Genomic DNA, 23005 nt, shown 5'->3' with positions numbered 1-23005 from the left:
TATATTCTTACCTAAAACGCTTCTGCCTGTCGTTCCTGCCCGCAGGACAGAGACGACAAAAAAAGAATAGGACTTGACGTAGAGGTCAAGTCCTATTCTTTTTTTGTGCTACCTAAGCAAATCAGTGATTCCTATTTTATAACATACGGTTGAATATTTTTCAACTGATGGATATGCCTGGTAGTATGCACCACAAAAAAGCCAATCAGCTCATATCTTGTGAGATAACCCACACCAGGTATTTCAAAATCGGTGCAGGTGAGGGAGAGGTCAAGGGTTTGAGCGGCCTCTTTAATTTTCAGCCATCTGTCATGCAGATCTGTCAACAGTTCTTCTTTTTGATGGAACCTATCTGAAGGAACAATAAAATCAGGCGATTTCATCTTGATGTCAAAATTCAGGAACACTTGGCTAAGCCCTTCCAGTTTATCTTCTTGGGGCGCTCTTTTCTCTACAGTACCATAAAGGATATCGGCTGATACCGATTTCTGAATATGTTCAGCTACCTGTGCCGCTGTCCAGCTACCTTCAAAGGGAACCATATTCAGTTGGGCGGTTGTGAAAGCAGAAAGTAGCTCTTGTAACTGTGTATTTACATGGTCGATGGATGTGACCAAGGGTGTAGTTTCCATATTTTTGGTGTTTATTATGTTACAAACTTAGTGCCCTTCGCTCATTCACAAGGGGTGCATACACGCCAATCAGTAGGGGTAATTGCGACAAATATAAATTACTTTCTTTGATGCGGCCTAATATATCCCACACCGTTAGGCCTACACGAAAGTAGGGTTACCTATAGCAGGTTTTTCTCATTTATTTCATTTTTTTATTAATTTAACCAGAAGATAATAGTGAAGGAAGGCCTTTGGCCCTATGATTTAAATAGTTTTGTGCACATTTTAAAAGGTAACTCTTCAGCGATGCACCATATTACTGACGACTGTGAATTGATTAAGATGCTCGGGATGGGCAGCCAGGAAGCCTTTGTTGATCTGTACAATAAATACAAACACGGCGTATATCATAATATCACCAAGATAATCCAGGATCCTGTGCTGGCACAGGATATCATGCAGGAAGTCTTTCTAACGCTCTGGAATAAACGAAATAATATCGCCTCCATTAAAGCTATAGGTAGTTGGTTGTTTGTTATTAGTTATAATAAGTCTGTAGATCACCTCAAAAAACGGCTGAAAGAAAATAAGCTGGTGGAACTCATGGCCGATTGTCCAGAGGATATCCTCGAGGATACGCGCTCTCCGCAGGAAGAGGAGGATTATTATGAACACAGGGTCTGGCTATTGAATAATGCCATAGAGCAGTTGCCAGGTCAGAAAAAGAAAGTATTCAAGCTGTTCCGCCTGGAGGGGAAAACGCATGAAGAAATCGCTGCTATTACAGGTATTAGTATACAGTCCGTAAAAGATTACCTCAAACAAGGGACTGCCATCTTACGTAAACACCTAAACGAAAACTCCGGAAGTATCAGCGCAGAATCCCAACTGTTCTTGCTTTTCCTGGTTTCGGGATACCTGCTTCAAGGGAATCTTTCATAGAAATTTTGAATTAACATTTAGTTAACATTGGATTTTATCCCCAAATTGGGATAAGCCAGTCTTTATAACAAAGGCAGTGAATGAACGAGCTACATCATCTTATAAATAAATACTGGCAGGGGACAAGCTCCCCTGGAGAATTGCGCCGCCTTTACAGTTTATTGTCGCGCGACAATGCCGTTGGTCTGTATGAATTGCAGGTAGAATATAACGAAGTGATCGAGAGATACCAGGAAAAAATGCCGGCAGATGCAGATCAACAAGTACTGACAGGAATATTAGGAGAAATAAATAAACAAACATCCATTGTTGCTATCCAGCGTAGTCGTTTACAGTTTTGGAAGACGACCACTATTGTTGCTGCAGCCTGCGTTGCCATATTGGTTTGTGTGACCATCCCAGGAATATTACCCATGAAAAAACACACTACCGAGCATCAACAGCAATTGGTGGCTAATGAGGTAACCGTGATTCGGGCAGATAAACCCATGCACATTGAGTTGCAGGATGGTACAGGGATTTCATTGGAAAAAGGCAGCAGTCTCCAATATAGTAAACAGTTTGGTATCACAGAAAGAACTGTGCACCTGGAAGGAAATGCGGTATTCACGGTGACCAAAAATGAAACCACTCCTTTTGCAGTAGTGTCTGACGAAGTAGTGACCACCGCGCTGGGAACGAAGTTCGCCGTGACAAAAGTAACAGGACGACAGATACAAATCCAGTTGTATGAAGGGAAAGTGTCTGTGGCGCCGGTATCCGGAGACGCGGACCGTATCCTATTGGCTCCGGGTGAGTCTTTGCTGGTAGCGCCGAAAGGGTTCAAAACTAAACTGATTGTACCTACAACAACCGAGAAAAAAAATCTATCACCAATTGTCACAAAAGGGGCAAATGGTGAACTAATATTTAAAGAAGCATCACTGGAACATATATTTGACGTATTGGGCAGGAAGTTCGACAAGACTATTATTTGCAATGATTCGGATGTAGTAACCTATCGTTTTACAGGCAATTTCCCGGCGGAGGGCAGCGATTGTGAGTCGATCCTGCGCACGCTGTGCGGGCTGAATAAACTGGTGTATACAACCAAAGGAAGTACCATTTACATAAAAAAACAATAAAGTCATCCCGGAAGGTACCGGCACAGTGTTTACCAACGGCACTGCGGCGGAGCTATGCCTAAAATGAAAACAGAATTATGAAGAAAAAAATTACAGGTATCGTCAGTATCCTATTTTATCTTTTTTTCGTTCTGGTCACCACCAAAGCAAATGCGCAATCTGTATTGCTGAGGGGAACAGTAGTCGATGAAAAGAATTCCCCTGTGATAGGAGTGACGGTTATCGTAAAATCAAATGCACAAACAGTTACGGTGGCACAAACGGATACCGCCGGTATGTTTACGCTCAACAAATTATCTACCGGGGTTAAATACGATCTTTCCTTTACCTGTATTGGCTATATCGCCTATACAGAAAAGGAGTTCAGTCTTTCTGAAAAAACAAATACCCTCCTGATTCGAATGAAAGGGGACCCTGCTGTGCTCAATGAACTAGTGGTAGTAGGCTATGGTAAACAAAGGAAGATTACACTCACCGGTTCTGTTGCCTCCGTGGAAACAAAAGAGCTGAAATCTTCTGCTGTGTCCAATCTGAGCAATGCCTTGGTGGGTCGCTTACCGGGTTTGATCGCTCGCCAGTCTACAGGCGCCACTGGTCAGGACGGTTCTAAAATATGGCTGCGTGGGCAGTCTACCTACTCCAGCAGCAACAACCCGCTCATCATGATCGATGGGGTACCTAGAGACGGCTTTGAATTCATTGACCCAAATGAAATTTCCAATATCACCATTCTGAAAGATGCCTCCGCTACCGCTATTTATGGTGTACGCGGTGCAAACGGCGTTATCCTCGTTACCACCCGCAGGGGAGAAGCAGGTAAAGCCAAAATACAGGTAAACGTGGAGCAAGCAGTGAAAACCCCTATGAAACTGCCTAAATACCTGCATTCTGCGGATTACTTCCGCCTGCACAAACAAGGACTTATCAATGATGGAGCTACCACAGAAGCCTCTTTATATACGGATGATTATATCAACAGATATGACCAATCCAAGAATTGGCCCGATAGTCTGGAATACAAATACCTGTACCCAGATGTGGATTGGATGCATGAACTGTTGAAGCCAGCATCCATGCGTACAGTGGCTAATGCAAACATCTCTGGTGGTACACCCGGTTTGAAATATTTTATCTCCGGTTCCTATTTCCATGAGGATGGTATCTATAAAAGAACAGGTGATTTCCCTGGTTACAATACCCAGGACGTGGAGAACCGTTTTAATTTCCGCTCCAACCTGGATGTGAAACTTAGCCAATGGTTATCAGCAGAACTGGGACTGGCCACTATCGTGCGCAACCAGGTGATGCCAGATATCTACCAGGATGAATTCTTCACCCTTCTGAAAAAAACGCCGCCATATGTGATGCCAATGACCAACCCTAACGGGTCCATCGCACAAGTAGCGGGCTATACAAATCCTTACGGAGAACTGGCTGCGAGAGGATTCCAGAAACCGAATTCTTTCTATACCCAAGGTACAGTTGGACTCACCGGCAACCTGGATTTCATTACAAACGGCCTTTCATTCAAAACGAGATTCTCTTTTGACTCCTATAACTCAAACGGTTTTTACAGATCCCGTAAGTATTATACCTATACCTACCAGGGAAATAACAAATACCAGATATTCAATAACGGACAGGACTTCCTCAACTATGCCCTGTACAACCAGAACTATTACTACAATATCAATCCGGAGTTTTACCTGAACTATAACAAAAAGGTACAAAAGCATAACATTTCTGGTATGTTACTGTACTTGATTACTTCCAAAAATGTGAGATCTACCAATGCTACCGGTGCATTGCCTTACAGGCAGCAAGGGCTGACAGGTAGATTCTCCTACAGTTATGACGATCGTTATATCACCGAATTTGATTTCGGATATAATGGCTCTGAGAATTTTGCCAAAGGCAGAAGATTCGGGTTCTTCCCCGCTGCATCTGCTGCTTGGGTAATCAGCAGAGAAAAGTTCCTCTCCTCCGCCAACAACTGGTTAGATCTGCTTAAACTGCGTGTATCCGCAGGTAAAGTAGGTAACCAGGATCCAGGAACACGCTTTGCTTATCAGAGTAACTGGAACATCAATAGCAAAGGGTATAACTTCGGAACGAACTATGACAATACCATGCCGGGCGCAGTGGAAGCCGCTGCCGGTAATCCACAGGTAACCTGGGAAACTGCCAGGAAATACAATGGCGGTATTGATCTCTCTATTAAAAATGGATTGTTCTCTTTCACCGGCGATGTGTTTTTTGAACACAGAACAGGTATCTACCAATCATCTTCCCCAATTATCTCCGGATTCCTGGGATTGGTAACTTTCCCTAAACTCAATGGGGGTATTGTAGATAACCATGGGTTTGAGTTTGAAATAGGTCACAAAAACAGATTGTCCAAAGATCTGAACTATGAGGTAAAAGCTACTTACTCTTTCGCTCGCAACAAGATCATCAAATACCTGGAAATACCAATGCCAGACAGACCTTGGCAGCAAGTGACCGGTACACGTATCAACTCAATTTTCTCTTATGTAGCAGACGGATATTTCCAGTCTAAAGAAGATATCGCTAAAGGGCCAAACCAGTCACTCTTTGGAGTAATGCAACCAGGTGATATCCGCTATAAAGATCTCAACGGTGATGGCGTTATCAATAGCTATGACCAAACCTATCTGAATAAAGTAAGTGAGCCGGAACAAATTCTCGGTGTATCCATGTCTGTATCTTATAAAGGGATTGATTTCTCCGCCCTCTTCCAGGGTGCCTTCGGACGATATATTGATGTGGCAGGCCCCGCGATATTCGGACCGCAGAACGATTTCTCCAATATTTTATCCGACTGGAAAGATAACTACTGGACTCCTGAACGCCCAGATGCAAGATATCCACGCTTAATGGCAATCAAGAATGTGGTAAACACCCAACATTCTACCCAGTGGCTATGGAAAGCCGATTATGTGCGACTGAAAAATCTGGAAATCGGATATAATCTGCCAAAAGCATGGACCAACCCAATTGGCCTGCGTAATATCAGGGTATATGTTAACGGTAATAACCTGCTTACCTGGAGTACACTGCGATTGTTTGATCCGGAAGAAGATAACGCTTCTCCAAACTATCCACTGATGCGTACCTACAATGCAGGTCTGAGTCTCTCTTTTAAATAATGTAAATGATGTCAAGAAAAAATACAATATTCCTCTGCCTCTCTTTCACTGCGATGCTCGCATCCTGTAAAAACTACCTGGACATTGCGCCTAAGGAGTTTTATACAGAAAACGATCTGTTTGCGGATGTATCCCAAGCAGAGAAAGAAATTGCAGTACTATACAGTGATTTGAACTGGGATTACGACGGTACTGCTGATGGCTCTATTCTTTCCCTTGTATGTGATGAAGGCTATCCTACCTCCCTACAGGCGAAGGCAAGTAAGTATATCTCTGGCGGCTGGACCAGCACCAACGACGATATGCGCAACTTTGATCAGATGTATCGCGAAGTACGCATCGCATATCATTTCCTGGAAAATATTGATAAAGTACCCATCAAAAATGATAACCAGGCTAGTCAGTATAAAACCGTGATCATTCCTCGCTATAAAGGAGAAGTGAAATTCATGATCGCTTATTACTACTTCCTGTTGTTCGAGAAATATGGTGGTGTACCTATTGTAGACCATTATTACACCGTAAACCAGAACGATGCGGCGCTGAAACTCCCACGTGCTACTGTAGATAAAACGGTGGCATTTATCACGAAACTTTGTGATGAAGCTGCGGCAGCCTTACCACAGGATTATGCAGACCAAGATATTGGAAGAGTAACCAAAGGCGCTGCACTGGCGCTGAAAGCAAAAACCCTGTTGTATGCAGCCAGCCCTCTTTTTAATGGTGGTGAAATCGATAACCAGGCTGTAATGGTAGATGGCGTTTCCGTGAAGAACACGATCCTCAGTGTGACAAACCTGGATGGTACCTTGATCTTCAATACTACCTATAATAAAGAAAAATGGAAACTGGCCATTGATGCTATCAAAGCAGTAATGGACCTGGGCGTTTATGACCTGCGTGCAGATCGTGGAGAGCTGTTCTACAAACGCGATTACAAGGAAGTCATCTGGTTTAAACAAGGAGGCCCTAGCAATAACTGGGAGGCGAACACCATGCCTAACGGTACCGACTATGGCGGCACTGGTGCTATCAGTACGCCACAGGAAATGGTAGATGCTTATGAAATGAAAAATGGATTGCCAATCACGGCTCCCGGCTCCGGCTATATCGAAACCGGATATGTGGATACCCTCATGCGCGTGTTCAGGAATCGCCAGTGGCAAACAGTTAAAACCACCATCTCCAAAATGTATTTTAACAGGGACCCACGATTCTATACTGACCAATATTTCAATCAAATGCCATTATTGGGTAGAAACGTTGTCACTGAATTCACCAAAGCCATGGGCACTAACCAAGACGGCTGGGGTAAAAGTGGACAGAGTACCCGTACTGGTTATTATGTACAGAAATGGAATGATCCTACCCAGAACCTGAAAGATAGACCTAACACCAATTACAGGAACTATCCATTCATCCGTTATGCAGATGTATTGCTTTGGTACGCAGAAGCACTGAATGAATATTATGGCCCTGTAACAGATGCATATGCTGCCCTCAACCGCGTGAGAAATCGTGTTGGTATGCCAGGATTACCCCTGACTGCCACAGACAATACCCAACAAGGACTGAGAAAACGTATCCAGAATGAAAGACGTATAGAACTCGCCTATGAAGGCGCCCGATACTATGATATTCGCAGATGGCTAATTGCCACTGCCCCTGAACAAATGAAAATGACAGGTATGAATATCATGGAAGCCGGCGATAAATTCTATAATCGTATTCCATTGCTGACAGGTACTCGTATCTTCCCAGTGAATTATTATTTATCTCCTATACCTTCTTCAGAAACGGCTATTATGCCAACACTGACGCAGAATTATGGATGGGGAAGATGATGTTGCTGTTTGTATATTAAAAATGCCGGAGGCCCGCTATGTGGCTTCCGGCATTTTCTTTTAATGTATTGACAACAGCGGTGTGTAGCTGTTTTCTCCCTACATTCATCTCTTTGTGTAATGATAATAGTTGGAAGCAGTTGTTGTCTCCCTATATTCATCTCTTCGTGTAATGATCATAGTTAGAGCAACTGTTGTCTCCCTACAAAATATAATTCATAATAAATTGCACCTCTGCTCCCTGTGCCTTCGCCAGTCGGATAACTCCCTTCATGACATTAAAAGACATCAGGTAGTCGGTGTAGTCTCTGATAAGACTTAATTGCCCTGCATTGTCTCCATTTCCTTCTTGCTGGTCTCTACCTGCTCGCATAGCAAGATCTTTTAATAACGCTTTCGCATATTGCGCATTCGATTTGACTTCCAATCTACGCAGGAGGGTATAAGCCATCTCCGCACTCATTACAGGCGTGCGCATTTGGTCCGAACCATCTCCATCAAGGTCTTCTTCCTCTTCATCGGCATCCTCTTCGCAATAATCCTGGAAGTCTAGCATTTTTAACTCTTCTGGTGGAATCGTGGTATCCAACGGTATTTTGATGTCGGTATAGGATGGAGCCCCCATCGTCATCAGATTGAATAAAGCCTTCCCCGCAGTGTTTAGTTCAATTAATTGTTCCTCATTGTTCCTGATTACACGGACAACAATATTCATGTCTACGCCCATAATTGCTTAGGTTTAAATAGTATAGTGGATTATTACAATATTAATTATATGAAAATTTATAATATAATAAATGGATTCACATTTATTAAAATATCGTGCTAAGAGAAAACAGGGACTTGCATAGTAAAACCTATACCTAATTTGTATATTTGTATACAACCGTTTACCCCTTTATCCACCATGGTTTCGACCACAGAAATATTACCAGCATTGCCCCTGAGGGATTACATCCGCTGCTATTGTCTGCGGGAAATTGATACCTGTGGACAGGATCTTATCAAGCCTATTCATGCAATTGATTTTGCTACGATGACTTTCTGGCTGAGTAATACGCCATTGGATTATGATACGGTGAAAGGGCCCATAAAGTTGAACCTGAAACAGCGCCATCTCCTGGGCTTACAAACCTTTTATCAGGGATATCAGACCTATAACGGGAAATATCGTTTCCTGACCATAAACTTCAAAGGGAATGGATTCTTCCGATTGTTTCATATCCCTATGCATTACCTCAGCGATCACTTGCTACATAGTGATGATGTAATCGGCAAACAGGTGGCATTTCTCCAGGAACAATTAGAAGCTACAAACAATATCGCCGCGATCACCGCAGTGGCAGATCGCTTTTTCCTGGCGGCTTTGTCGGGGCAACAAAAACGTAACACGATAGATAATATTACTGCTGCGGTAGATATTATCGTTAACAATCCTTCATCCGTCAATGTCAAAAATCTCGCAGGACATGTAAACATGAGCCTGAGAAGCTTTGAGCAGCACTTTTCAGAGCAAGTTGGCCTCTCCCCAAAACTATATACTCGGTTAGTGCGCTTCAATAAAGCGCTATTATTAAAGTTGTCTGCTCCTCAACGAGAATGGACAGATATCGCTCACAGTCTTGGCTATTTTGACCAGATGCACCTGGTCAAAGATTTCAAGATCTTTAGCGGACATTCTCCCCGAAACTTTCTACAACAATTGCCTCCTCCACCAGAAAATTATGTGGAAAAAATCGGTTAATCCAGATTTGCGATTTTTTACTATTACAGCCCCTTTGTCCTCGGTAATTTAGCACCATAAAGCGCGGTAATGTCATCCATTGCCCATTAATAGGTGTGTTCTACTTAGCCCCAAAACGATTTTGACACCCTGCGAGAGTGCCTATCAGTTATGGCCCAGGATGAGGTAACTCAGGCAATGTGAGTCCTCCTTCTTCCATATTTTTCCTGGTAGGCACGAGGTGTCATCGCCACATGACGTTTAAATATTTTTCGGAAGTAGTTTACATCTTCATATCCACAATGCAGCGAAACCTGCTCAATCCCTTCCTGTTTGCGTTCCAACATTTCTTTAGCGGCTTCTATTCGTACCCGTTGTAAGTACTCAAATGGCGTATTGGTAGTCGCATTTTCAAACCGCCTGCAAAAGTTACGCACACTCATGCTACAGTGTGTAGCCATGGATTCCAGGGTTAACGGCTGCTGATAATTTTGTTCGATGTACTTTTGGGCAAGGGTGATCGTTTCATCCCCATGCTCATGTTGAAATTTGAAGATGGAAAATGTCCGTTGTGGAAGATCATGTACATTTATCATCAATATTTTCGACGCTGCGGTAGCTTCTTCATGTCCGCAGAATTTCTCTATCAGATAGATCATAAAGCTGGTGAAGCTGAAGGCGCCGCCACAGGAGTAAATACGCCCCTGGTCCACAATTACTTTGTCATCCTGTAATTCGATATCGGGGAAGCGTTCCCGGAATTGGGCAGCAAACAACCAGTTGGTAGTAACTTTCTTACCTTGCAATAATCCGGTTGCGGCCAACAGGAACGCACCTACGCAAATACTCGCCAGTTCCGCCCCTTGGGTATATTGTTGCTGTAGCCACCGAATCAAGGTTTGTTCTCCTGTGATCACCGCTTCAATCTTTTCGAAATACATGGCAGGAACGATGATCAAATCATACACCTCTTTAGTGGTGAGCCTCTTTTGTTGCTGCGTGCCTGCGGGCGTATAGTAAAAATGTTTTGTTTGATAATTTTGGGAGACGAAATCCACTCGGATTTCTTTTTTCAATTTGCTACCGGTTAGTAGTGGATACATCCGGGACATCCCTCTCCATATATCAGCGGGCCCTGTGACGCAGGTGGGTACCGCGTCTGCATAATTCAAAATGGCAATACGCATGCGAGCATTTGTTTGGTAAACTACTATTTAAAGGTACAGCAATTTGGCAAAAATGTCTTGTGTCATTATCTTTATTGCCATGCCTGTCAGGATGATAATCTACCTAATTTTGACATAATAGGTACCGGACTCCCTTTTGCAGGATTGAGCGGCGAATTCCTGCAAAATGTACATTGCATTTAGCTTTGTTTTAATAATGTTTTTATCAATTCTACATGCTGTAGCGTTGTTTTTGTTTTATTATAAGCAAGATATATTGTATTGGTTGTAGGGAGACAGCCTCTCCACACTTCCACTATGTCCCCTTTTTTCTTCAAGTCTTTTACTAGATAATCAGCGGCCACAGTAAGTCCGCCATTTTCACTGATAGCCTGCAGAATAGTGTTCATGTCTGGAATGATAAACCGCGGTTTAATAGCGGGTCTTTTTTTGAAGTTCGTTAGCCAGAACCTACGGATAATAGCCAGATCCGCACTATAGGCATACCAAGATTGTTGTAATAGCCAGTCTTCTACTTTATCCCAGTCTTTCTTTTTGGTGAGTTGATGAAATGCGTGAATATCGAGCGATGCGTGTCCTGCAATAACGAATGACTCCGCGAATATTGGCTCGAATTGGATATCTTTTCTATCCTCATGTTGCGTAGCGATAACAAAATCCAGCTCGCCATTACTCAGCTTCCCCAACAAATCTTTCGTCATCCCGAATGTCACGGTCAACTCTGCGGGTAGTTTTGAAAGCCTTTTCAGCGACACGGAATGGAATAACTCTTTAACGGTACCCAAACGAATCAGCGGTAGTTGCTGCTTCATACAAAGTGCAGTAAATGAAACCTCCAGGTTTTCCAATTTTTCCAGTGGCTCCACTAACTGAGTGTAGAACAGTTTGCCATATTCAGTAGGTATCAGCCTGGGTTTCCGTTCAAATAGTTGTTTACCTATGTGGGCTTCCAATGCAGCTAAATGTTGACTGACATTAGGCTGTGAAATGAACAATGCCTTGGATGCCGCCGTCAACGAACCTGTTTGATATACTGCTTTAAATGTCCTGTACCATTCCAGATTTATCATGAATTAAAGGTATAAATATTTTTATGAAGAAGATAAATTGTGCTATTTTATTTTATGGTAATCAGAGTGGACTTTTGCATGAAAAAATTACATGCACAATCATTTGATATTGCCAACTGAAGTGACCACAGCACTGGAGTTTATCCAATCCATCCAAATCCCCGATGTCGAAAATGAAATACTCGCGGGCCGAAAGTTTTATGAAGCATTTATTCCTATGGCAGGTGAGGCAGACCAGATATTTGCCGTCGAAGATGTAACGGTGCCATCACCAGATGGAGATATAAATATTCGTGTTTATCGGCCGTCTGATGAGCCGCTACTGCCGGCTGTTTTGTATTTCCATGGCGGATGGTTTAATGCAGGCAGCCTCGAAACCCATGACCGACCATTGCGAACACTGACCAGATTATCGCAATGCATTGTCATTGCTGTGGATTATCGGCTGGCCCCTGAATATCCCTTCCCTCATGGCCTAAATGATTGCTGCCATATACTCAAGTGGATGACGGAGCAATCCAATATGCTAGGAATCGATACCCATCGCATTTCTGTAATGGGGGATAGTGCCGGAGGCGCAGTGGCTACGGTTGTGGCTAGGAGAGCAGTGCGGGAAATGAATATTTCTATCCGCTGCCAGGTCTTGATTTACCCAGTTACGGATTCCTCCCTCAGCACTGTGTCCTGGAAACAATTCGCAGAGGGGCCCAATTTAACCCTTGAAGGCGCCCTAATAGCGTGGAACCAATATACACCAGATGCTACCTCCCGAAACCATCCGGATGCGGCGCCGCTATTAGCAGATGATATTGCCGGATTGCCGCCAGCATTGATCATCATAGCGGAATATGATCCATTGAGAGATGAGGCCATACAGTATGCGAGGAAATTGAAGGAAGCAGGAGTGGAGGTCAAATTATCCGAGTATAAAGGCATGGTCCATGGCTTTTTCCAGATGGGAGGAATAATTCCCCAGGGAATAGATGCAATCAACGAAGCTGCCCTTTACATTAAGAAAAATATTTCACTGCTATGAGAAAGATTGCCTATGTAGGGGCTTTGGAAATGATAGGAGTGATTACAACCGAATTTGGAGTAATTGGTAATTACCAAATGATAAAAAAGCAGTATTGGAGGCGTGTGTTATAGGATATCTGCAGAATTTTTATTAAATTCATCAAACTATCATCTGAACGCTCAGAAACCTATATACATCCTTAACCCACAACCCTAAATTAGAATCTGTTATGAATCCTGATACTATGGTCCTGATACTGGGCATATGCATGACTATCTTAGGCCTGGCACTCCGAGTGTATGTGAGTAGAAATCGTTTTTACAGACGCGGTGTAGCCGGACTACAAGAGTTTAGCTCATATAGAAAATCAGTGGCTATTCCTGCATTTGAGAGATTGGTTAAGATTGTTGGCACACTGCTGATGATAGGTGGATTGTTTTTATGCTTTCTTGTTTGGTTTAATGCAAAGGAAGCAGCATCACATCGTGCTGCCAATAATGCGGATACCTCAGTAGTGACCTCAGCTCCAAAGCATAAAAAGCATAAAAGTTATTAATGAGTAAAATACTCGACATATATGCTTGCCTTATCCATCAACTAAGAGCTATGCCTTATTCCAATGAACCAAATCATAGGGATAGTAAGGACTGTCTTTATAGGAAGAATCGTCGAGATGCATGATTTTAGTGATGGCACCCGCTTCCCAGCACCAGTAGCCAGTATAGGCAAGATCGGCTTTGTGATTATCATACCAAGGATCATCTTTGTGGAGACCATACCAATTTTCGAGATATTGCTTCATGGCCACCTCGGCATCCGCTTTATTCATACTGGTGAGATCCAGTAATGATTGATATTGGGAAGGAGAGATCAATCCATCTGGTTGTTGACGTTGTTCATTAGGTTTTCTGGCGTTAATGATAAACCAAAGAATACCATCCGGTTTCCAGAATGGATAGTCGGAACCTTTATCAGACTGTTCGATATAGTGAACGATTCCATTAAATTTGTCGTCCGGAATCTGTAGTAAATAACCAATTGAAACCATTTCAAGCATATCGGCATATGCGGAGTCTTTCTCCCATCCATTGGCGTACCAGGTAGCAGCCGTAATGAATATATCGTAACACTGTTCAATAGGCTGGCCCATAGAATATGCAGTGAAAAACTTAAGCAGATAATCATACGACATAGACCAATCATGATAAGGCTCTGCTTTCCCTTGCAGGAGCAGCGTATCCCTAGTTTTTCTATCCATCACAATATTTTCGTCTCTTAACTTGAGTGCCGCCTCAAAATATTTGCTGTTTTTGAGTGGAGCCCTTTGATTAGGAGAACGTCCTTCTTCTTTTGTAGTTGATCCGCCGAACAATTTGTTTAATAAACCCATTATGAAAATATTTTGAAGATATAAATCAGAACCACCCCGCTATTGTCTTACCCAATCCACTCCCAAGAATCCCGCCAATAGCACCTCCCAATAGCCCTCCAACAACCGTTCCAACTCCTGGACAAATCGCTGTACCTATTATGGCGCCCAGTTCTGCCCCGGCCCAACCTCCTGCAATGGCCCCCGCTGCACCACCTACGGCTTTTTGCGTTTCTTTTCCGAAATGCCCTTCTTGCTGGTAAGTATTGTAAACATTAACTCCCTCCAACACAATACCCACTACGATTAATCCTCTTCCCGCTACCTTACCGGCTACACTCAATACTTTTGATCGGGAAACAGCCTGCGAAACCTTAAAAAGACCTTCATTAGCACCTGTAGCTAATTTACTATTTCTTACCGCCTGAGAGAAATTTGAATTTGCCAACGCCGTAATAGGACGTGAATTACGGACAGACGACCGCACTCCATTAATTAGGTTACTGGCCCGGCTCGATTTAATTTCTAGTGTCTCTTTTTGGCCGCGGGTTTGCTTATAACCCCGATCATCCATGGTTTCTGAATGCATGGTGCCATCCTGTTTCACCTTGATCATTTCGCGATTGAGCGTACCCATATCATTGGCTTGCGACATAGCTGCTCTATCTGCCGGATTAATACCGCCATTGTCTATATGGGCCTTTGTCCAACGCCTGCTAGTTTCACGACCATAGGTTTTGGTATTCTCTAACGTAGCGCCGTTATATTTGGCGTCTGTTAGTTTGTAGGTACCATCTTTGGCATAAGCGCCATCAATCCCTGGAGAAGTAGGTTTATCAATATTTATAACCGGATGTTCGGAACGTACATCTCTCCAGCCTTCCTGCCGATGATATACATTATCCTTCATCTCTCCGTAGTTACCACCCCTTCTGTAGTCACGGTCACTGTTTTCTCTTACGAGACTAAGTTTGCCATTCTCTACATCGTAAATGGTTCCTCGTTGTACATAGTCCAATGAATTGTCATAGCTTCCAAAAGCCCAGGAACCAGCGCCAAGGCCGGTTACGCCATCAGCAATGGGGCCAAGTGCACCACCACCGGATGGCGCATTGAAATCTACTTTTACTTTGCCTCCTTGCTTACACAATAAGCACGCATCTTCAAATACAAGCTTATACCCATTCACTTTCACTCCCTGATTACACTTATCCCAGTAAATGGGTTGAGGCTGACAACTGCCTCCAGATGCAGAACACCTACCCATCGGTAAGATATTCTCCCCTGGAATCATGTCCATTTCACTTGCCAGGTTTTCGCCGTAAATCTTGGTATTATTATGATGGGTCACTTTCAGACGGGATGGGGAACTCCCTTTATCACAAGTGAGCCAACTGTTATCTGGAATGTATTTTTTTGTTCCCATATTGCTGGATATTTACGCGGTAGGCTCCGCAGCAACATTGAAATGCTTTTTTAGTTCATCAGCCCTGACAGCATCAATTCTTTCCAGTACATGTGCGGAGGCAACAGAATACCAGTCAGAAACTTTGGTCTCTAAATACATCTCACCCGCCAATAGCCAATGATGTTTATCAAATTGAAATTGCTCTTCCATCAACACGTCCAATTGTGCATTTACATTAAACACACCTGTGAGATCCTTCAGCATACGAGCAAACATCTTGCGATCAAATTTGCGCTCATCTAGTTTTCCTTTAGTCTCCAATTGACAACTATATTGCCCAATGCCATATTCTTCTGTCCACGTGGCATCCACTGATAGCGGTAGGTCTACCTGTCCGAAAAAGCCCTTGAGCAATAGATCCTGCTGGTGTGTTCCCTGCTGGCCGTTAAAGTTGTCCTGGAAGAAAAAACGCCAGGCGCTATAACCATCCAATGATTGCAAGAATCGGGTTTTATCTTTCAGTAGGGCATCTGTTTCAGCGATCAGCTCTTCCAGTCCTTCTTTCATGTGTTTATATTTCCTACGGAGATGACTAACATACGAGCCTTCCCATTTCTCACGAATCTCGAATAGGTTGCGTATGTCTTTCAGTCGCCCAGCTTCATCCAACACTATTTTCAGCGGCGATTGCAAAATCTCCATATCCATAGCCCATTCATGGATGAGTGCCGTGCCCTCTATTTGTTGCGCAAGTAGCTGATATTCGTAGATCGTGTCTCCACTATCTTCACCTATCATCTTCATTCGTACCACTTTTTGCTGCACGAATTCCATCAACCGCCCGCCAACAATGGTTCTATTGGCGGAAGTCAGATGATATAATGCCTCATCACCAAGTTTAGGTTTGTATATGTTTAGCATTGATTGATCTCGATTTCGCTAGCTACAAATTCTCCTTTGGCGCCGCCGTGTGCATGGAATTTTTCGCTTGCTGTGAGGGTAATCTCTTTGGAATCCAGTTTATATACACCTGCAGCCGAACTGATATTCACATCTTTTGCGGTGGATGTTAAACTGATATCCTCTGTATCTGCGGTACCGCTGATGCTCTTCTTCGCGCTGATGGTAACGGTGCCATCGCCACCGCCTTGTTCGCCAGGCTGCGCATTGATGGTCACACTGTTGCTGGCATTCAGTACGAAGTCGGTAGTATTAATCACCATTTTCTGTGGCGCATTCAAGGTTACAGTACCATCTCCATGCATGATCAACACGTTACCACTTGGGTCTTTTACAGTAACGCTACCTTTATTATCATCCAAGGTAACGGTAGAACCGCTGCGGGTAGTCAAACTTTTTACGCCATTGGAAGCTCCGCCACCACCGCCGGTTTTGCCATGAAACACACTTCCCAGCACCAATGGTCTCGCGGTATTACCTTCCTCGAAAGCTACCAATACCTGGTCGCCTTTTTCAGGAATGAAAGTGAAGCCTCTATTTTTGCTGACTTTATCAGAGCTACCAGCGTCCGGTGTTACTACGCGCAGCCACTCGGAAGCATCATTGCAGTTGCAATCCCATTTGAACTTCACTTTAACACGACCTTGTCCTTTCGGGTCTGCATTGTCCTCTACGAGGGCGAGTTGCATGTCTGCAAAAGGTTTGTCATATTCGCGAACAGGAATTTTTTCTGCATCGGCAGTGATGCCTTCAAATGTATGATAGTAGTGTCCTACGCCATCGATATGGTGATAGATTCCGGTAATCAGGAAACGCCCAAGTTGTTGTACACTGAAGCTCAGCACATCTTTCACGCTCATACTTACATCCACGATCTTCCCGATCCCTACCTGTGGATTATCCCCTGTGGCGGTGATCTGTAACAGATCCGCGATATTGGCTTTATCTTCATTGTCCACGTAAGTGTCCATATCTTTTTTAGTATCGATACGTACACTAGTGGGTTGAGAATATACTTTACTGTATAGTTCATTGGATGCATTCACCGCATGGGCCAGATCTGGTTGTCCGGATGCTGCGGCTTTGGCTTCTGCTTTAAACAATTCATCTTCGGCAGGTTTGTAGGCAAACTTGCGACTCTTCAGGGGTGCCACTTGCATCGCATATTGGAGACTGTTCACATCGCGTCCATACACCAGTTTAACTTCTTCCAACTTATCGGGCTTTCCGAAGTGGAGTTTGGAACCGTCGTAGAAGAACCATTCATGGTATTCCGCAGACAGCCGATTGATAAAATCGTAGTCGCTTTCGCGATACTGGATCATATAATCGATCGGCTCTTTCCTGGATGGATTTAGCGTTAGGTTTAATTCATTAGCAGGAGCATCTTCCGTCGCTTTTCGGATAATGCCACTCAAATCTTTATTGAGAAAAGAGCCCAAATCTGGCCCCCGGTCAATCAGAATACTCGGACTATAACCGCTGATGATAAGGGTACCATGATAGCCGTGGCTTTGCGACAGCTCTACGCGTGTCACTTTTCCCACGAATAGCTGTTCTTTTCCCAGTTCATTGCCGAATTGAACAGTAATGCTTTTTCCCATGAATCCGCGGGATTTTTCCAGGGAGATCATGCCGGGCGCACCTTGTTCATCGTGGTTGAAGCGCAGCTCAAAATAATGGTGCGCATTAAAGCGCTGTTCCAGGGTAAACACCGAAAAATGCAAGATCGGTGTACCTTCAATGTTAATTGTTACGTTCAGTTTCCCTTCCATAGGTTAACCTGTTTACAATGTTGAATCAGCCTTTGATAGGCCATTTTGCATAATATGCCACTACTCTGTATTCGCCGCCAATGCGGGCAAACACAAAAGCAAAGAAATCTTCAGAGCTACCATTCTTCTCTGGATATTGTTCGTATACTTCATAGAGCTTTGCATCTTTATCCGTTCCTTGCCGTAGGGTGTTATAGTAGTCCTCGTCCATCTTATCATCGATCTCCTGTAGGTTCTCTTCACCTGCTTTGGGTATCAGTCGCCTTACGGCTGCATGAAAGATGGTCGGGTAGTATTCTTTAAATTCAGTATTGTGTACCTCCCCAGCCGATTTGTCTATTTCCATCGTTTTCAAATCATCGTTCGTCCATTGCTTCGCTGTTTGTAGTGGGAAGTGAATGATCTTCCTGATCTCGTCTTCATTATTGTCTTTAACAGCTTGCTGAAAAGCAGTAAAGGCTATACGGAATTGCTGTTCGTCCGTAATTTTAGTGGCTGCACTATTACTTCGACTTTGTGATACCTGTGGGCGTGTCGAGGGGATCGTGTCTCCCGTTATTTTCTTTCCTACTTGCCCATTATCGCAGGATGTCAGCAAAGCCAATGTCAATACAACTCCATATGCCAGTGTAGCGCGCTTGCTTTTGTTCATATCAAAATCTTGGTATATAGATGAGACTCCGTTCCTCCATTCGCTTCAATATCACCGCAGATCCGCACTGAGCAGATACTGCCTCAGAATCGAATTTGCCATCCTTCACATATTTTCCTTTCGTGTACTGATTGGAATAGCTCCAGAGGTAAGGGGAGTTCATACTATGAAATTTAAAGTAGCCGAAGCCGTTATAGGCTTCTAGTTTACGCAGGATAAATGGCAGCTTCCAGCTACTTACTTTATCGAAACCCATTAGTTTCAGGGCATCTACAGCGCTTTCTTCAAATGTAAACGGTGGCTTATGCCCCACTTGTGGGCGATTTGCAGGTACCTGTACCGTATATCCCGTGAGTGGGTCCCCATTATGTAAATGTTTACTAAAACTGAAGCCGCATTCCAGGTAATGTACACAAGCAATGAAATACCATGGAATCCGACCGTTGGAGATAAACGACACATCACCTGGGAATTGGTTCACAAAGCCCAGTCCGAAAGGATTCGACTTTGAGGAGAACCCAAGCGAAAAATCTGGAAGTCCGCCAGGCTCTGGCTGGAAGGAAGGTTCCGGAGAAGTAGACAAGGGGTTGAGCCATTGTTGTGCATTTCCAGGAAATGCATTGAACAGCGGGCGACTTCTAAATAAAGACGAGCTACTGAAAGATCCTTGTTGTTCGAGCATGCCGCCAGCCTGTACCATCGTGGAGATATCGTCGTATCTTTTACGATTGGCGACCACTTTAGTATCTATGATTTTATCTACCTCTGCTACCTTTTCTTTTGTGATGGTACAGGTATCAAAAAGATGTTGGTACTCCACGTCCGAAGGCGAGGAAGGTACAGGCTTATGTTTAGCCTTCCCTTTGCCTTTTTGCTTGGGCTGTACAGTAGGTGATATGTGTTTCTTTTTCTTCATGTTGGCGTTAACAGGAATAACAGATGTACTGCCCGAAGGCAGTACACGCTGTGTGGATTAATTGATGTTCTGATAAGGAACGCATTAACTTCTGCCTGGCCAATCGTTCACATGTTCTGCATTACCCAATTTGAGGGTACGTGCAGAGATCACGAAACTCAGCGTCATGGGGTGGTTGCCCACCACGTTGATGCCTTCGTTGTATTGGATGATGTAGCTGTCAGTGAAGGTGAGTTCTTTCATTTTAGCATCTTCATCTGTTTTCTTGATGATGATTTTGCCGCTGAAAGGTTTATATTGATTATTCACCATAGACTCAATCACAGAAGTATCTTCAGTAGATTCTACTTCCACGTGAATAGTACCGCCGTATACGCCAGAAGAAGGACGACCTTTTGCGTCTACATCGCGGTTTAATGAGAAACTGCATTGCAGTACATCATATGTTTTTGAGCCTAATTGAATTTTTGCGTTAAATGCCATTGTATTCCGTTTTAAAATATTTCGAAAGTTGTTTGTATGCATGTATACACCATGCAGGCAAGCTGCAATGGGGTTTCATCATGCATTAAGATCAGGGGAGGAGTGGGGTTACGCCTTATCCCTGCCTGGCCAATCATTGATGTGCTCGGCATTACCGAGTTTCAATTTGCGAGCAGAGATGGTAAAGCGCAGTTTCATTGGATCTGATCCAACAACGCTGATACCTTCGGAATACTTGATGATGTAAGCATCTTCAAAAGATACTTCTTTCATTTTGGCATCTTCCTCAGATTTTTTAATGAGGACTTTACCAGCAATAGGTTTAAACTGATTGTTTACCATTGCTTCTACGATAGAGGTGTCTTCAGTGGATTCTATTTCCACGTCAATGGTACCACCATAAACGCCGGACGCCGGGCGGCCCTTGGCGTCAACATCCCTGTTCAGGGAATAGTTGCAACTGAGTACATCGTACTCCTTGCCTGCCATGTTTAATTTTGCATTGAATGCCATAATGATTAAAATTTATAGGTAACAAATAAAAAAACAATGGTTCGCCAAGCACAAAAAGGTGCAAGGAACGGGTCGAACAAAACTTCGTATGGTTACTTAATAAAACTGGTTCTTCTAATAAAACTGGGCTTTCTTCGGCACAAACAATTCTCTGCTGATGGTTCAGTTCTATTCGTAAAAATAAATAATTTTCTATTGATTAGGGCTTTCGTATAGGCATTTCATGCAGCGTTAACATACCATGTGTACTACATAAATTTCTCTCCGAAAGCGATCATTTTTGCGATCCATTTTTTCGCGTAATCATTCTCTGGTGAATGCACATACCCAATGGTACATGTTCTTACAGGCATGATCCGACAACGCTCTAATACCGTTCGTTTGATGGCGTGATAAGTAGGTGTCTTATTCAACTGCCATTCTTTCCAACTGGCTTCATCAAGGACGGACACGATGCGCGCAGATTTACCGGCATAACGTTGTCCTGGTGCAAACAGTCGGTCGAAAAAACCTGAGAGTTTGGCAGGAATGGAATCATGATCCACCGTACAGAACAGTACAATATGATTCGCCCATTTGACTTTCTCCGCGGCATCGAGCAGATCTGGTTCCAACGGAGTGATCTGGTTATTGAACTGTTTGTTGGGGAGGAATTTAAGGTCCATGATCGCTATCTCTTTCACTGTAGCGCCGACCTTTTCCGCTCCCTGCCTGTAGGCTTTCGCAAACTCGTGGGTAATTCCTGTCTTCTCTGTATCTCCGTGCAGCAGTAATAAATTCTTCATACTCTCCTAAAATAGGGCATTCAGAAGAAAAAATCAAGATGCTGGAGGTAGGCTTACTTCTGAGCTGCGTATTCCGTATTCCACGTGCGCTGTTCATCTTCTCCTTTATACCCATCCAGCTTCACAACAAAGCTTTTAGCAGGGAAATAAGGGGTAATATGAATATCCAGGTGGATACGATCTTTCTGTACGTCATCCTGTTCAAAACGAATTATTTTGAATCGTTCGATGAGGGCGTCTGGGCCTTGAATGCTGTCCAGGAACTTCACGATCTGCGCGCGCAGGTCATGTTCTGTTTTGGAGTTCCAGTTCTCAAAAGCACGACGGTTCAGGAAATCAAACAGCACTTTGGTGATATAGTCGAATACGCGTACAACAGAATATGTTTGTAGGCCGATATTATCGCCGTTGAAGAGGGTCTTCGCGGAGAATGCCATCACCTTACCGTATTCATTTACCATGGGTACCAGGCCGATACGTTCCAGTTGAGAAATTTCACTTTTCTTAAGATCGAAACGTACGCCGTCTGCTTCGTTCATGGCGCCATGTTTCTTACCCGCAGTCACCTGGCTCATTAAGGTGTAATACATTTTTCCTGCCAGCGATGCAGAACCCGGAACGTGCAGGTCATCTTCTTCGCCAGCCGCTTCCACTTTGCCGCGGCCTACCAACCAGTTACAAGTCATGATGACATTGGAACGATAGGCATCTCCGCCAGTAAGATTAGCAGAGGTAAACAAATCGATTACATCATCTGGTTGATCCAGATTAGCGAAGTCTGTTACCAGCATAGCCTTGTTGCTATGTGCAATTTTTGCCCACCTTTCTACTATTTTATTGGCGCCCAGATAACCTGGTATTACCAACAGGGAATAGTTGTCCCGCAGATCTAGGCGATCATAATTATGTTTGAGCTCTTCGGCCACATGCTCAATGAAACGAGGATTATCCAGGTCTGTGAGCTGCGACATAGAAGCATTTATAATATTCACATTGGTGAGTTTATCACTTTCTGTGTTCTTATAGAACTGATGTACCGTGCGGTAAGCCTGCTCCAGATTGCGGGTGGCTTCCAGCGCTTGCCCGATATTCTTTTGCAGTAGGGCTTCTGATTCTTCTGCACGGTGTTGGCTTTCATCTTTCAGTTCAGACACGGTTGCCTCTTTACTGAGAAGATCCTGCCAGAGTTGTATTTTTTTCAGGAGCTCTTTTCTTTCATTCACTTTATCCTGATCAGTGAGAAATATCTTTTTGCGCGCTTTACGCTCGGGGTTAAGGTTCTGCAATCCATCTACAATCGCTTCCAGAAAATCATATCCGCCCACTTTTACCAGTTTCTGCAAACTGTCTTCCAGGGACATGGGAGCTGCTGTCGAAGCTGCGTGCTGCAGTGCAGGGCGCTCTTGACGAGTATCCTGCATTCTTTCGTTTGATGATGACATGCGTTTGATT

General features: G+C 43.7%; 21 protein-coding genes. 7 read left to right on the top strand and 14 right to left on the bottom strand.

Annotated elements, in window-relative coordinates; all coding sequences use genetic code 11:
- Nucleotides 1–131: 131 nt before the first annotated feature.
- Complete coding sequence (locus JO154_RS08325; RefSeq protein ID WP_291943665.1) at nt 132–632, bottom strand: DinB family protein; 501 nt, start codon at nt 630–632, stop codon at nt 132–134.
- A gap of 288 nt (nt 633–920) precedes the next feature.
- Here JO154_RS08325 and JO154_RS08320 point away from each other — a divergent pair, with 288 nt between their 5' ends.
- From JO154_RS08320 to JO154_RS08305, 4 genes are all read left to right on the top strand, one after another.
- On the top strand, nt 921–1556 hold the full coding sequence (locus JO154_RS08320) for a sigma-70 family RNA polymerase sigma factor (protein WP_291943663.1): 636 nt from the start codon (nt 921–923) through the stop codon (nt 1554–1556).
- Nucleotides 1557–1636: 80 nt separating this feature from the next.
- Nucleotides 1637–2680 carry a FecR domain-containing protein gene (locus tag JO154_RS08315; RefSeq protein WP_291943660.1) on the top strand — a complete coding sequence of 348 codons (1044 nt, stop codon included), beginning with the start codon at nt 1637–1639 and terminating at the stop codon, nt 2678–2680.
- A gap of 77 nt (nt 2681–2757) precedes the next feature.
- Complete coding sequence (locus JO154_RS08310; RefSeq protein ID WP_291943657.1) at nt 2758–5850, top strand: TonB-dependent receptor; 3093 nt, start codon at nt 2758–2760, stop codon at nt 5848–5850.
- 5 nt (nt 5851–5855) lie between these two features.
- Nucleotides 5856–7694: a RagB/SusD family nutrient uptake outer membrane protein gene (locus tag JO154_RS08305; RefSeq protein ID WP_291943655.1), complete on the top strand. Its 1839-nt coding sequence runs from the start codon at nt 5856–5858 to the stop codon at nt 7692–7694.
- Between the two features lie 202 nt (nt 7695–7896).
- Here JO154_RS08305 and JO154_RS08300 read toward each other — a convergent pair whose 3' ends face one another.
- The gene (locus tag JO154_RS08300; protein ID WP_291943652.1) at nt 7897–8421 is read right to left on the bottom strand and encodes a hypothetical protein; all 525 of its coding nucleotides are present in this window, start codon (nt 8419–8421) and stop codon (nt 7897–7899) included.
- Nucleotides 8422–8601: 180 nt separating this feature from the next.
- Between JO154_RS08300 and JO154_RS08295 the strand changes: the two genes are divergently transcribed.
- Entirely contained in the window at nt 8602–9438 is an 837-nt protein-coding gene (locus JO154_RS08295; protein ID WP_291943650.1) for an AraC family transcriptional regulator, read from the top strand.
- 170 nt (nt 9439–9608) lie between these two features.
- Here JO154_RS08295 and JO154_RS08290 read toward each other — a convergent pair whose 3' ends face one another.
- Together JO154_RS08290 and JO154_RS08285 are read right to left on the bottom strand one after the other, a co-directional pair.
- The gene (locus JO154_RS08290; RefSeq protein ID WP_291943647.1) at nt 9609–10604 is read right to left on the bottom strand and encodes a helix-turn-helix domain-containing protein; all 996 of its coding nucleotides are present in this window, start codon (nt 10602–10604) and stop codon (nt 9609–9611) included.
- Nucleotides 10605–10783: 179 nt separating this feature from the next.
- Nucleotides 10784–11674, bottom strand: a complete 891-nt coding sequence (locus JO154_RS08285; RefSeq protein ID WP_291943645.1) for a LysR family transcriptional regulator — start codon at nt 11672–11674, stop codon at nt 10784–10786.
- A 91-nt stretch (nt 11675–11765) separates the two neighbouring features.
- On the opposite strand from JO154_RS08285, the gene JO154_RS08280 reads away from it, so the two are divergent.
- Together JO154_RS08280 and JO154_RS08275 are read left to right on the top strand one after the other, a co-directional pair.
- Nucleotides 11766–12710 (top strand): alpha/beta hydrolase, encoded by a 945-nt coding sequence (locus tag JO154_RS08280; RefSeq protein WP_291943643.1) that lies wholly within the window; start codon nt 11766–11768, stop codon nt 12708–12710.
- Nucleotides 12711–12936: 226 nt separating this feature from the next.
- The gene (locus JO154_RS08275; protein WP_291943640.1) at nt 12937–13248 is read left to right on the top strand and encodes a molybdenum ABC transporter permease; all 312 of its coding nucleotides are present in this window, start codon (nt 12937–12939) and stop codon (nt 13246–13248) included.
- 48 nt (nt 13249–13296) lie between these two features.
- On the opposite strand, the gene JO154_RS08270 is transcribed toward JO154_RS08275, so the two are convergent.
- From JO154_RS08270 to JO154_RS08225, 10 genes are all read right to left on the bottom strand, one after another.
- Nucleotides 13297–14082: a PoNe immunity protein domain-containing protein gene (locus JO154_RS08270; RefSeq protein ID WP_291943637.1), complete on the bottom strand. Its 786-nt coding sequence runs from the start codon at nt 14080–14082 to the stop codon at nt 13297–13299.
- A gap of 25 nt (nt 14083–14107) precedes the next feature.
- Nucleotides 14108–15487: a PAAR-like protein gene (locus tag JO154_RS08265; RefSeq protein ID WP_291943634.1), complete on the bottom strand. Its 1380-nt coding sequence runs from the start codon at nt 15485–15487 to the stop codon at nt 14108–14110.
- A gap of 12 nt (nt 15488–15499) precedes the next feature.
- Nucleotides 15500–16390, bottom strand: a complete 891-nt coding sequence (locus tag JO154_RS08260; protein ID WP_291943631.1) for a hypothetical protein — start codon at nt 16388–16390, stop codon at nt 15500–15502.
- Nucleotides 16384–18204 carry a phage baseplate assembly protein V gene (locus JO154_RS08255; RefSeq protein ID WP_291943629.1) on the bottom strand — a complete coding sequence of 607 codons (1821 nt, stop codon included), beginning with the start codon at nt 18202–18204 and terminating at the stop codon, nt 16384–16386. The genes JO154_RS08260 and JO154_RS08255 overlap by 7 nt, the downstream gene beginning before the upstream one ends.
- 25 nt (nt 18205–18229) lie before the next feature.
- A complete protein-coding gene (locus tag JO154_RS08250) occupies nt 18230–18856 on the bottom strand; it encodes a hypothetical protein (RefSeq protein ID WP_291943627.1) in 627 nt (208 codons plus the stop codon).
- Between the two features lies 1 nt (nt 18857).
- A complete protein-coding gene (locus tag JO154_RS08245; RefSeq protein WP_291943624.1) occupies nt 18858–19772 on the bottom strand; it encodes a hypothetical protein in 915 nt (304 codons plus the stop codon).
- 84 nt (nt 19773–19856) lie between these two features.
- Entirely contained in the window at nt 19857–20255 is a 399-nt protein-coding gene (gene tssD, locus JO154_RS08240) for a type VI secretion system tube protein TssD (RefSeq protein ID WP_291943621.1), read from the bottom strand.
- A 108-nt stretch (nt 20256–20363) separates the two neighbouring features.
- Nucleotides 20364–20768: a type VI secretion system tube protein TssD gene (gene tssD / locus JO154_RS08235; protein ID WP_291943619.1), complete on the bottom strand. Its 405-nt coding sequence runs from the start codon at nt 20766–20768 to the stop codon at nt 20364–20366.
- A 248-nt stretch (nt 20769–21016) separates the two neighbouring features.
- The gene (locus JO154_RS08230) at nt 21017–21553 is read right to left on the bottom strand and encodes an NAD(P)H-dependent oxidoreductase (RefSeq protein ID WP_291943618.1); all 537 of its coding nucleotides are present in this window, start codon (nt 21551–21553) and stop codon (nt 21017–21019) included.
- A gap of 53 nt (nt 21554–21606) precedes the next feature.
- Entirely contained in the window at nt 21607–22995 is a 1389-nt protein-coding gene (locus tag JO154_RS08225) for a DUF5458 family protein (RefSeq protein WP_291943616.1), read from the bottom strand.
- Nucleotides 22996–23005: the final 10 nt, after the last annotated feature.

It is taken from the genome of Chitinophaga sp. (assembly GCF_019236475.1).
In the GTDB taxonomy this organism is placed as follows: domain Bacteria; phylum Bacteroidota; class Bacteroidia; order Chitinophagales; family Chitinophagaceae; genus Chitinophaga.
Note: the sequence above shows the minus strand (reverse complement) of the source record. Positions and strands in the feature narration are given on the sequence as shown.